Below are 13,592 nucleotides of genomic sequence, written 5' to 3' on the forward strand. Positions count from 1 at the left end.
ATAACACTTTAGCAAAAGAAAAATTCAGATGAAAGAAGTTACAAAAGAAGTATATTTAAAGTGGTATGAAGATATGCTGCTTTGGAGAAAGTTTGAGGACAAACTTGCCGCATTATACATCCAACAAAAAGTTAGAGGATTTCTACATTTATACAATGGTCAAGAAGCTGTATTAGCTGGTGCATTGCATGCTATGGACTTGACAAAAGACAAAATGATTACTGCTTACAGAAATCACGTTCAGCCAATCGGTATGGGAGTTGATCCTAAACGCGTTATGGCAGAACTTTTAGGAAAAGTTACCGGAACTTCAAAAGGTATGGGTGGTTCTATGCACATATTTTCAAAAGAGCACCGTTTTTATGGTGGTCACGGAATTGTAGGAGGACAAATTCCTGTAGGTGCTGGATTAGCTTTTGCTGACAAATATTTTGAAACTGGCGGTGTTACTATGACTTATTTTGGTGATGGTGCAGCACGTCAAGGCTCTTTACACGAAGCTTTTAACATGGCTATGTTATGGAAACTTCCAGTGGTTTTTATTGTTGAAAACAATGGATATGCCATGGGAACTTCTGTAGAAAGAACAGCTAATCATACTGATATCTGGAAATTAGGTTTAGGCTACGAAATGCCTTGCGGACCAGTTGACGGAATGAACCCTGTAAAAGTGGCTGAAGCAATGACTGAAGCAATTGACAGAGCACGTCGTGGAGACGGACCAACTTTCTTAGAAATGAAAACATACCGTTATAGAGGTCACTCTATGTCGGATGCACAATTATACCGTTCGAAAGAAGAAGTAGAAGAGTACAAAAAAATTGATCCAATTACTCAAGTTTTAGATGTAATTAAAGATCAAAAATATGCTACAGAAGAAGAAATCGAAGCAATTGATCAAAGAGTAAAAGATTTAGTGGAAGAATGTGTAACATTTGCCGAAGAATCTGAATACCCACCTATTCAACAGCTATATGATGTAGTATACGAACAAGAGAACTATCCATTTTTACCTCATAAACTATAAATCAATTATGGCAACAATAATTACAATGCCTCGTTTGAGCGATACGATGACGGAAGGAACGGTAGCGACTTGGCTAAAAAAAGTAGGTGATAAAGTAAGCGAAGGTGATATCCTTGCAGAAATTGAAACCGATAAAGCAACAATGGAATTTGAGTCTTTCAACGAAGGAACACTTTTACATATAGGAATACCTGCAGGTGAAACTGCACCGGTAGACTCTTTATTAGCAATTATAGGAAAAGAAGGCGAGGATATTTCGGCATTATTAGCAGGAAAACCAGCTGATGCAGCTCCAGCTAAAGAAGAAACAAAAGTTACTGAAGAAACAGCAACTAGTCCAGAAGTCACAAAAGCTGCAGCACCTGCAACAGCTTCATTACCAAAAGGAGTTGTAGTGATTACTATGCCTCGTTTAAGTGATACCATGACTGAAGGAACTGTAGCGACTTGGTTAAAAAAAGTAGGTGATGCTGTTGCTGAAGGCGACATTCTTGCTGAAATCGAAACTGATAAAGCTACAATGGAATTCGAATCTTTCAACGAAGGAACTTTATTATACGTAGGAATTGAAGAAGGCAATACTGCACCAGTTGATAGCCTTTTGGCAATCATTGGACCTGCAGGAACTGATATTAGCGGAATTGCTGAAAACTACAAAACTGGCGGAGCGACACAAGCTGCTCCTGAAGTTGCAGAAGAAAAAAAAGTTGCTTCAACAGAAAAAGCTTCGGAACCAATCGTTCAAGAACCATCAACTGACGGTCAAAGAATTTTAGCATCGCCATTAGCAAAGAAAATTGCAAGTGACAAAGGAATTCAATTAACACAAGTAAAAGGTTCTGGTGAAAACGGACGTATTGTAAAAAGCGATATCGAAAACTTCACACCACAAACTAGCGCTGCTCAAGCACCGACAAGTGCTGCTCCAGCCAAAGCAGAAACTGTAGCTGCTGCAAAACCATTTGTTCCAGCAGGAGAAGTTTTCACAGAAGAAATCAAGAATTCGCAAATGCGAAAAATCATTGCTAAACGTTTAGCAGAATCTTTATTCACAGCTCCACATTACAACTTAGTAATTGAGGTAGCAATGGATGAAGCAATGAAATCCAGAACTATCATTAACAGCGTTCCGGACACAAAAGTATCGTTTAACGATATGGTGATAAAAGCGTGCGCAATGGCTTTGAAAAAACATCCAAAAGTGAATTCACAATGGAGAGAAGATTCAATTCTTATCAATCACCATGTGAACATAGGAGTTGCTGTAGCTGTTGAAGACGGATTAGTAGTTCCAGTTTTACGCTTTACAGATGCTATGAGTTTATCTCAAATTGGCGGAAGCGTAAGAGATCTTGCAGGAAGAGCTAAGAACAAAAAATTATTACCTACAGAAATGGAAGGAAGTACTTTTACAGTTTCTAATCTTGGAATGTTTGGTATTACAGAATTCAATTCTATCATTAACCAACCAAATTCTGCTATCCTATCCGTAGGAGCTATTGTAGAAAAACCGGTTGTAAAAAATGGTCAGATTGTAATAGGAAATACGATGATGCTATCTTTAGCTTGCGATCACAGAACAATTGATGGTGCAACTGGAGCTCAATTTTTACAAACATTGAAACAATTTATAGAAAACCCTGTTACTATGCTTGCGTAATAACTCGGTTCTTAAAATATAAATCCCGTCTTGTTTATAAAACTTGACGGGATTTTTTTATTTTATTTATTCTTTTCCTCAATCCAACGCGACATATATTTGGTGCTTTTTAAAGTGTGATGTTGCAACATGGCTCCCATAAAATTATTCAATCGATGTTGCTCTAAATTAGATTGTAAAATTTCTATTTTAGTTCTAAAGTCAATCTCGAACAAACCTTTAGAATATCGTTGATTAATAATGGCAATTCCATTTTGTTGGGCTTTACTCCAAATTATTTTGTCTTGATACAATTGTACTGCTCTATCCGCAAAATCAGTAATATCATTCGTAATAAAACCGTTCCAAGGCAACTCACCATGCATGGATTCTGAACCAATGGAAGTCGTTACGCTTGGCGTTCCGCATTGCATCGCTTCCAATAATTTTCCTTTAATACCAGCTCCAAAACGCAAGGGAGCCAAAACAACTCGCGCTTCGCGAACAACTTCTTGAGCATCAATAGCTCGACCCATTATTAAAAAGCCTTCTTTCTTATTATGTAATTGTAATACTTTTTGCGAAGGATAGGCGCCATAAACATTCAATACAGCTTCTGGCTGGCGTTTTTTAATTAGAGGCCAAATTGTAACTTTTAAGCATTGAACGGCATTCCAATTAGGCTCGTGAAGAAAATTCCCGATGAAAACAAAATCTTTTCGATTTTCGAAAGAAGGCAGTTCCTCTATTTCAGCATCGTCAATTGGTTCCAATAAAAAAGGCAAATAATACAATAAAGAGATATCAATTTTAAATGCAGATTCTAATAATTCCATTTCAAACTCGGAAATCATTAGAGACAAATCACAACGTAAAACACTTGCGATTTCGCGTTTCGCAACCTCTTCTACAAATAAATCAGTTGTACTAAAAGAACGATTTTCTTTGAATGCTTTCTGACGAGCCAATCGCAAACAATGTAAATCTTCAGTATCCAATATTCGCAACGCATCAGGGCAATTTTCAGCTACACGCCAACCAAATTGCTCCTCCATCATAAAACGATCAAACAAAACTAAGGATGGATTTAATTCTTTGATAAATATATCAAAACTAGAATTATTAAGTTCGATTGATTTCTTATCAACTTCATATTCGCCTAAATCAACCATAAAATCACTGTTTTGCGCAGGACTGGCAAACGTAATGCTAAAACCTTGTGCTTTAAAAAGTGATATCAGTTGCAGCATCCTTCCTCCTGCTGCTGACGAATTGGGTTCTGGCCAAACAAAACCAATAATTAAAAGCTTTTGAACTAGATTCATACTATTATAAATTTCAATTACAAAATAATGCTATTTTGAGTTCAATCTGGTCATTTAGACCAAAAATAGATTAGAAAACACTAATTTTGTTCTAATTAAATTTCATCATCATGTTAGGATTAAAATTAGCCACAGACCCGCGTTGGGTAAATATAGTTGAATCAAATATAGAAGAAATCTTGACGGATCATGCTTGGTGTGAACAAAAGGCAGCATCAAATGCAATAAGTCTGGTTACTTACAACTCCGAATTAGAAGAATTAGTAACCGAGATGCTGATTATTGCAAAAGAAGAATTAGATCATTTGCAATTAGTTCATAATTTAATCAAAAGCAAAGGATTGACTTTAGGTCGAGAAAGGAAAGATCATTATGTAAATGAACTTTTTAAGTTTATGAAAAAAGATGGGAGCCGAAAAGATGCTCTTTGTGACAGATTGCTATTTTCAGCAATGATTGAAGCAAGAAGTTGCGAGCGGTTTAAAATTTTATCAGAAAACATAAAAGATGTTGAATTAGCCACTTTTTATAGAGATCTAATGATTTCTGAAGCGGGACATTACACCACTTTTTTGGGCTTTGCAAGAAAATATGCTGACAATATTGATGTAGACAAAAGATGGAAGGAATGGATTGAATTTGAAACTTCAATTATCACTAACTATGGTAAACAAGAAACTATCCACGGTTAATTAAAAGAATCTATATTAAATAAAAAAACAGGATACCGTTAAGCATCCTGTTTTTTTATTTGCAATCTAAGTAGATTATTTCACAATCATAAATTCAGAACGTCTGTTTAAGGCGTGTTCTTCCTCGGTGCAATTTTCCTGGCAATCCACTTTAAATTCTGATTCACCAAAACCTTTTCCGGTTATTTTATCAATATTAATTCCTTTTGAAACAATGTATGCTACCGTAGCATTTGCTCTTCTCTCAGAAAGATCTAAGTTAAATTCATCAGTGCCTCTGGAATCAGTATGTGCCTTAACATAAATTTTCAATTTATCATTTTGAGACATTACATAAACCAATTTATCAAGTTCAGCAGCACCATTTTTAGTTATATTACTTTTGTTATATTCAAAATAAATAGGATTCAAAATAATTTCTGTTTCAGTAACAATCACCTCAATTGGATCAATTACTGCATCAACGATAACTTTTCCTTGATTAATTTTAGCTACTGGAAAAGATTTTGAAACATAACCATCTTTAAAAACTTCTATAGTATATGGCTTTTGACATTCTACGTCATAAAGAACTTCTCCATTCATGTTAGACATTTGAGTGTCTAAAATAGTATTAGTTGCATCTAAAACAACAACTCTGGAATTAGCCAATAGCTCTCCAGTTTTGGCATTTTTTACCACACTGAGAATTTGTCCTTTACATACTGGAATAGAGTTATAAATATGATCCACACCACTACGATTACTGGATAAATAGCCAATATTTTTTTCTTTATTAAATGTAAAAGCAAAGTCATCTTTTTCCGTATTCACAGGTTTACCAAGATTATACGGCTCCTCAACTTTATTTAAATCTACAGAAAAAACGTCTAAACTTCCAAAACCCGTCAAGCCGTTTGAAGAAAAATATAAAATAGCATCATCAGTTACAAAAGGGAAATTCTCGTCACCAGCTGTGTTAATTTTATTTCCTAAATTTTCTGGCGCACCAAATGTGCCATCATTATTCACCATTACTTTCCAAATATCAGTTCCTCCGACAGAACCAGGCATATTAGACGCAAAATAAAGAACCTTCCCATCTGCATCTATGGATGGATTCCCCATAGAAAAACTCTTACTATTGAACGGCAATGGAGTAACGGATCCCCATTTACCATTTTCTTTAACTGCTTTGTAAAGATTCACTTGACCAAACTTCAGCTTGTGTGTTTTATCTTTCTCGAATAATTTATCTTGAAAACTTTCACTTGAAAAGTAAATAACATTACCATCTTTGGTCATTGTTATAGGACCTTCATGAAACCTACTGTTTAATTCATTTACTGGAATTGGCTCTGAATAACTTCCATCAGAATTATAAGTAGACTGATAAATATCTAAATAAGGTTCGTTATTCCAACCGTATATTTTGTTGCTTTCATTTCTGGCACTTGCAAAATAAAGTTCATCTCCATATAGACTTGCCCCAAAATCAGATCTTTGAGAATTAACGGAAATCTTATCTACAACAAAAAGTTTTTCTTTATTCAATAACTCCGAAAGATAATTTGGATTTTTATTGAATTGTTTAGCTCTGCTATCGTCTGGCACTAAACCTGAAAATATTTTCATTTGAGTATCAGACTCCGTGTATTTCCCGTTAGATTTTAACATTTGAGCGTATCTATAATACATTTCTGCATCCTGTTTAGTTTGTACAGCTTTTGCATACCATTTCTCGGATTCTACGGTATTGCTCATATAATAATAACTATCACCAAGCTGTTTAGTTACATAAGCATCTGTATTTCCTTTTTCAACTAAGGCTAAATATCCTTCGACAGCTTCAACATAATCGTAGCTTTCAAATAATTTATCTGCATTCTTAGTCTCTTTATTTTGTGCGCAAAGTGAGAAACCTGCAAGCACAAAAAACAGTAATAGTGTATTTTTTTTCATTAATTATAAAAATTAAATTTTAGAAAAATCTAGGAGAACGTGAAACTTTTTTTGATTCAAATAAATCATATAACAATATGAATTCATGTGATGATGGAGAAGTTACTTTCAAATCTGAAATAATATGATCGTAAGCATACCCAATTCTTAATTCAGGTGTGACAGCAAAGTTGACCATCCCTCCAAAACTATCTTCCAATCTATAAGTTGCTCCAATCTCAAACTTTTCTTGATATAAAAAATTGGCAGAAACATCTAAAGACGGAGATACATTAAATGCAGATTTTAACATTAATGAAGGTTTGAATTTCAATTCATAATTAACATCAAAAACATAACCTGCTGTTAAAAAATAGTGAGATACATCTGAACCGTATTCACGTCCGTTATAATCTAAATGCGCCGATTTAATCATATTTGGAATCGAAAATGACACGTAATATTTGTCTGTGTAATAAAACAACCCTGATCCTAAATTAAATGATGTGTCATTTATGTCTTCTCCAAAAACACCTTCATTAGGATCTGGCAAACTCGATTGAATATCCCTAAGTCCTACTTTGTGAAAAGAAACTCCAGCTTTTAAACCAAAAGCCAATCTTTGCGTGTCACTTAATTTTAAAGTATAAGAGAAGTCTCCAAATACATTTTGCTCTGTTACCGGTCCAATCTTATCTGATATAAATGATAGACCAATACCAACATTCTTGCCTGCAGGAGTATGACCTGCAAAAGTAAATGAAGCAGGTGAATCTTCAATATTTACCCATTGTTTTCTATATAAAAGACCAAAAGAAATACTCTCATTAGAACCTGCATAGGCTGGATTAATAACATTCATATTATACATGTACTGAGTATAATGTGGGTCTTGTTGCGCTTTTACATCAATATAAGCAATAAGAATTAAAAGAGACATCAATATTTTTTTGTTCATATCTATTTATTTTTCGGTTTATTGGTCTATTCAAAATTTACAGACAAATAAATATATTAATTACTGTTTTTCTCTGATTAAATAAATCCAACCTGTTTTTGGTTCTCCATTATTGAATTCTATCACATAATAATAGGTAGCACTTGGAAGATCTTCTCCTTTGTTTGACTGACCTTTCCATTGGTCTGTGTAATCCGAGTGACTGTAAACTTTTATACCATATCTATTAAATATTTCCAGTTTTTTAACATCCATCAATCTTAAATCAAAGAAGTCATTTGAACCATTCCCATCAGGAGAAATACCTTTTTGGATATTACAATAAGCAGACTCTATAAGTACATTACTTGATGTTTCACAACCTGTATTTGTAGAAGTTACAGTAAGGGTATATGTTACAGGAAATGCTACTTGTCCGCTTGGAGTTGAGGCTATAACATCAGTTAGATTTAACACATTTGAATTAGTTCCTATAGGAGCTCCGGAATTATCTTTCCATTGATAAGAAACATTATTTGGATCATATGAGCCTGATAATGGATTTGCTGTTATAACATATTCTTTATTTTCGCAATCACCTATTGTTTCAAATTGAATTTGTGGAGGAATCGCGTTTATAGTTATTTCAGCACCTAGAGTTATACATGCAATACTATTTGTAAATCGCACACTCATTGTATATTTCCCTGGCGCCAAATTATTAAACACATTGCTGTTTTGGTAGCCATTACCTAAACTGTACTGAACATTTGCCTGAATACTAATTGTAATGCTTCCTGATGGCACTAAACATGTTGGTTGCACAACTTGAACCAAAGTTGGAGTTGACGGTAATAAAGGAAGTGGATTAATAGTTACAGTTGTAAGACTTTGAACTGAACATGTATTATCAGCAATATTTCTAACATATAAAATATAATTACTTGGAGCTAATCCCGTGAACGTATTTGAAGCTTGATAGGTTGTTCCATTCAAACTATATTCAACTCCAGATTGAGCAGCTATTACAATAGTCCCAGATGTAACGGAACATGTTGGTTGAACAACGCTAGAAGCTGTTGGAACTAAGGGAGGAGTTGGAATAGCATTAATAGTTACTGGAGATGTTGATGTATTTAAACAGCTAATATCAGCTGTATTTCTCACATACAAGGTATAATTACCCGGAGCCAATCCTGCAAATGTATTTGAAGCCTGATACGTTAAACCATTTAAACTATACGCTACTCCAGGTTGTGTTGTTATTACAATACTTCCTGATTGCACAGCACATGTTGGCTGCACCGAGCTAACTGCTGTTGGTACTAGCACTATTTGTATAGGATTAATTGTCGTTGTTGATGCCGAAGAAGTGACACAAGTAGTATCAGAAAGATTTCTTACATACAAAGTATAAGTAGTTCCTGGAGCCAATCCTGTGAAGAGATTTGAAGCTTGATACGTTGTACCATTCAAACTATACTCTACTCCTGTTTGTACAGTTATACTAATGCTTCCTAATGGTAATCCACAAGTAGGCTGAGTAACACTCGTCGTTGTTGGAACTACTGGAGGAGTTGGAATTGCATTGATTGTTGTTACTGACCCAGAAGAAGTTATACAGGTAGTATCGGCTGTATTTCTAACATACAGAGTATAAGAACCCGGAGCCAATCCTGTAAACGTATTTGATGCCTGATACGTTGTACCATCTAAACTATACTGTACCCCAGTTTGTGTTGTTATCGAAATACTTCCCGAAGGTGTCGCACAAGTCGGTTGTAGAACACTTGCTGTTGTCGGAACTACCGGAGGAGTTGGAATTGCATTAATCGTTATTGCAGATCCAGATGGAGTTATACAAGAAGTATCGACTGTATTCCTAACATACAGAGTATAAGAACCCGGAGCCAATCCTGTGAACGTATTTGAAACCTGATAACTTGTTCCATTCAAACTATATTCTACGCCTGTCTGCGTAGTTATGGCAATACTTCCTGATGGTGATCCACAGGTAGGTTGAATAACACTTGCCGTTGTTGGAACAACTGGAGGAGTTGGAATTGTATTAATTGTTGTTGGTGATCCAGACGAAGTTACACAAGTAATGTCCGCAGTATTTCTAACATACAAGGTATAAGTACCCGGAGCTAATCCACTAAAACTATTAGAAGCCTGATAGTTCGTACCATCCAAACTATACTCTACTGCTGTTTGTGTTGTTATCACAATACTTCCTGATGGTGTTCCACAAGTAGGCTGAGTAACGCTTGCCGATGTTGGAACGACTGGAGGAGTTGGAATTGCATTAATTGTTGTTGATGATCCAGACGAAGTTATACAAGTAGTATCGGCTGTATTTCTAACATACAGAGTATAAGAACCCGGAGCTAATCCGCTGAAAGCATTTGATGCTTGGTAGCTTATACCATTCAAACTATATTCTACTCCTGTTTGTGAAGTTATAACGATAGTTCCAGATGGTATTCCACAAGTAGGCTGAACAACACTTGCTGTCGTTGGAACCACTGGAGGAGTTGGAATTGCATTAATCGTTATTGCAGATCCAGATGGAGTTATACAAGAAGTATCGGCTGTATTCCTAACATACAGAGTATAAGAACCCGGAGCCAATCCTGTGAAAGTATTTGAAACCTGATAACTTGTACCATTCAAACTATATTCTACGCCTGTCTGTGTAGTTATGGCAATACTTCCTGATGGTGATCCACAGGTAGGCTGAGTGACACTTGCCGTTGTTGGAACAACTGGAGGAGTTGGAATTGCATTAATTGTTGTTGGTGATCCAGACGAAGTTACACAAGTAATGTCCGCAGTATTTCTAACATACAAGGTATAAGTACCCGGAGCTAATCCACTAAAACTATTAGAAGCCTGATAGTTCGTACCATCCAAACTATACTCTACTGCTGTTTGTGTTGTTATCACAATACTTCCTGATGGTGTTCCACAAGTAGGCTGAGTAACGCTTGCCGATGTTGGAACGACTGGAGGAGTTGGAATTGCATTAATTGTTGTTGATGATCCAGACGAAGTTATACAAGTAGTATCGGCTGTATTTCTAACATACAGAGTATAAGAACCCGGAGCTAATCCGCTGAAAGCATTTGATGCTTGGTAGCTTATACCATTCAAACTATATTCTACGCCTGTTTGTGAAGTTATAACGATAGTTCCAGATAGTATTCCACAAGTAGGCTGAACAACACTTGCTGTCGTTGGAACCACTGGAGGAGTTGGAATTGCATTAATCGTTATTGCAGATCCAGATGGAGTTATACAAGAAGTATCGGCTGTATTCCTAACATACAGAGTATAAGAACCCGGAGCCAATCCTGTGAACGTATTTGAAACCTGATAACTTGTACCATTCAAACTATATTCTACGCCTGTTTGTGTTGTTATGGCAATACTTCCTGATGGTGTTACACACGTAGGTTGAACAACACTTGCCGTTGTTGGAACAACTGGAGGAGTTGGAATTGCATTAATTGTTGTTGGTGATCCAGACGAAGTTACACAAGTAATGTCCGCAGTATTTCTAACATACAAGTTATAAGTACCCGGAGCTAATCCACTAAAACTATTAGAAGCCTGATAGTTCGTACCATCCAAACTATACTCTACTCCTGTTTGTGTTGTTATCACAATACTTCCTGATGGTGTTCCACAGGTAGGCTGAACAACACTTGCTGTTGTTGGAACTACCGGAGCAGTTGGAATTGCATTAATTGTTGTTGATGACCCAGACGAAGTTACACAAGTTGTATCATCTATATTTCTAACATATAAAAGATAACTTCCCGGTGCTAATCCGCTGAAAGTATTTGAAGTCTGATAGGTTATACCATTTAAACTATACTCTACTCCAGTTTGTGTTGTTATCACTATACTTCCTAATGGTGTTCCACACGTAGGTTGAACAACACTTGCCGTTGTTGGTACTAATGGCGGAGTTGGAATTGAGTTTATTACAGATGGTGTCACTGATAAAAGCACACAAGTAGTATCTAATTTATTCCTAACATATAAGGTGTAATTTCCAGGTACTAATCCCGAAAAACTATTGGAATCTTGATAAAGGGTACCATTTATACTGTATTCAACACCAGGTTGTGTCGTAATTAAAATAGTTCCGGTTTGCAAAGCACAAGTTGGTTGTGTTATACTGGCAGACGTGGGAATAGAAACAAAATTCATTGTAATATTAGCCTCAGAATAACAAGGTGTTAATGCCGCTGAAGCTACAACAACAGGATTTGGATCTTTGGTATTATAATCTATAGCACCAATGCCATAATCTAAATTACTACTTCTTTCCGGACTCAAAAATGAATTAGTAACCAACTGGCTGCCATCTTCCTTGTTATTCATAGTCAATGCAAAAAACTTAATATCTCCTGTTGTATAACCAATAAGAGATTTTAAAACTTCTACTTCAAAACCAAGACTATAATCACTAATTCCACTATTGTTTTTATTAACACCCATTACAGCTGAAGGAAAACCTGTAACAGCACTTCCTAAATAGGTTTTAACAGAAGCGCCAGTTCTTAATTCAACAACATTTGCATAATAATTAGTTTCGGCCGCATCTGTAGAAATAACTAAACAATAATCGGCTTGAAAATAAGAATCAAATGTACTGGGATTATTGTTAAAAATATTAAAAGCTCTCACTAATGGATCACCATCTGCTTCATCTCCATAATTTGAAACATTAAACCCTCCTGATTTGGTATCAAGAAACAGCAAAATGCTTCTATTATTTAAAACTTTACCCGCAATCCCTAAAACAACTTTATCTTCTAAAGCGCTAATTTTCAGAGAATTTACATATCCTGATGAAGCATTCACAGATAATGGAGCAGAAAGAAAATTATCCTCTAAAGCTCCCGTTCCCCATGATGTTTCAGTAATAGATCCATCCATGGTAACTGCATATCTAGTTCTAACTTTAACAACTTGTCCATCGGTTAAAGTATTAGTTGTAAACATTCTATTTGTTGACATACCTTGCATTACGACACCATCTACAGAGAATTCAAACAAATCAGCTCCTCCAGATGCAGTAAAAGTAACTGGCGTCCCAAAACATAAAGGGCTTGTAGTGTTATTTGGTGGAGAAGCTGTCAAAGTAACTGCTGAAGGCGCTACATAAACAGAAGCGACAACCGGCACACGTGTACTAATATCACTTCCTGATCGACTGCGTACATAATACGTTCTGGTTGAACTAATACTCGGACTATAAACTGTCCCAGTATATATTGGAGTTACTGAAGTTTGAGAAGTAAACCATTCAATTGTTTCTGAACTATTAGTTCCAAATGCATAAACATTAACCTGAACTAAAGAAACACCATCACCACATGAACTACCAGCAGTAATTGAAGGCGGAGTTAAAACAGCTTTACTTTTTGAAACCCTTGATGATTTTTTATTTTTTTTTATTGTATCTGGAGAAATCAATTTTGAATAAACATCAAAATTCATATCATGTAATTTAACATGATTGCTTAAATTTTTTGAACTTAATGTATACCCAAATAATATATGAAATAATAAAAATAAAAGTAATTTTTTCTTCATAAACTGATTTTTGTAGTTAATATATAACAGTATAATATTTTTAATCCTTAAAAGTATTCTTTTATTTTCAATGAACAAACCAAACTTTAATAAAAATTTAACAATTTAAAAATAAAGAGATTAAATAGCTAGACTAGCCATTCTTATATAACTACTTTAACCACAACAAACCATATTAAACGCAAAAAATCCTCATCAAACATGAAGAGGATTTAATAGAATCTAAACCGAGTTCAGATTAAAGAAATGCGGCCCATCTATGCATTAGCCAAACACTGGTAGCACTGTAAAACAAAAAACCCCATTCCGATAGGAATAGGGTTTTTCAAAGAAAGGCGACGACATACTCTCCCACATAACTGCAGTACCATCTGCGCAGGCGGGCTTAACTACTCTGTTCGGGATGGGAAGAGGTGAGCCCCGCCGCAATAACCACCTT

Annotated in this window: 7 protein-coding genes and 1 rRNA gene; 3 read left to right on the top strand and 5 right to left on the bottom strand. The window is 35.4% G+C overall.

Annotated features, from left to right (window positions below; all coding sequences use genetic code 11):
* Positions 1-28: 28 nt before the first annotated feature.
* Both pdhA and ACNQF8_RS08925 read left to right on the top strand, forming a co-directional pair.
* On the top strand, positions 29-1,027 hold the full coding sequence (gene pdhA, locus ACNQF8_RS08920; RefSeq protein WP_315210889.1) for a pyruvate dehydrogenase (acetyl-transferring) E1 component subunit alpha: 999 nt from the start codon (positions 29-31) through the stop codon (positions 1,025-1,027).
* 7 nt (positions 1,028-1,034) lie between these two features.
* The gene (locus ACNQF8_RS08925; protein WP_417953270.1) at positions 1,035-2,687 is read left to right on the top strand and encodes a pyruvate dehydrogenase complex dihydrolipoamide acetyltransferase; all 1,653 of its coding nucleotides are present in this window, start codon (positions 1,035-1,037) and stop codon (positions 2,685-2,687) included.
* A gap of 62 nt (positions 2,688-2,749) precedes the next feature.
* On the opposite strand, the gene ACNQF8_RS08930 is transcribed toward ACNQF8_RS08925, so the two are convergent.
* Entirely contained in the window at positions 2,750-3,991 is a 1,242-nt protein-coding gene (locus ACNQF8_RS08930) for a glycosyltransferase (protein WP_417953271.1), read from the bottom strand.
* 110 nt (positions 3,992-4,101) lie between these two features.
* Here ACNQF8_RS08930 and ACNQF8_RS08935 point away from each other — a divergent pair, with 110 nt between their 5' ends.
* Positions 4,102-4,683, top strand: coding sequence for a MiaE family protein (locus tag ACNQF8_RS08935; protein ID WP_417953273.1), 582 nt, complete (start codon positions 4,102-4,104; stop codon positions 4,681-4,683).
* 75 nt (positions 4,684-4,758) lie between these two features.
* On the opposite strand, the gene ACNQF8_RS08940 is transcribed toward ACNQF8_RS08935, so the two are convergent.
* The 4 genes from ACNQF8_RS08940 to rrf all read right to left on the bottom strand — a co-directional run bounded on the left by ACNQF8_RS08940 (position 4,759) and on the right by rrf (position 13,592).
* Positions 4,759-6,624 carry an OmpA family protein gene (locus tag ACNQF8_RS08940; RefSeq protein WP_417953274.1) on the bottom strand — a complete coding sequence of 622 codons (1,866 nt, stop codon included), beginning with the start codon at positions 6,622-6,624 and terminating at the stop codon, positions 4,759-4,761.
* A 19-nt stretch (positions 6,625-6,643) separates the two neighbouring features.
* The gene (locus ACNQF8_RS08945; protein WP_417952078.1) at positions 6,644-7,561 is read right to left on the bottom strand and encodes a PorP/SprF family type IX secretion system membrane protein; all 918 of its coding nucleotides are present in this window, start codon (positions 7,559-7,561) and stop codon (positions 6,644-6,646) included.
* 60 nt (positions 7,562-7,621) lie between these two features.
* Positions 7,622-13,153, bottom strand: coding sequence for a T9SS type B sorting domain-containing protein (locus ACNQF8_RS08950; RefSeq protein WP_417953276.1), 5,532 nt, complete (start codon positions 13,151-13,153; stop codon positions 7,622-7,624).
* Positions 13,154-13,483: 330 nt separating this feature from the next.
* A 5S ribosomal RNA gene (gene rrf, locus ACNQF8_RS08955) occupies positions 13,484-13,592 on the bottom strand.

Source organism: Flavobacterium labens (genome assembly GCF_048286755.1).
Classification (GTDB): domain Bacteria; phylum Bacteroidota; class Bacteroidia; order Flavobacteriales; family Flavobacteriaceae; genus Flavobacterium.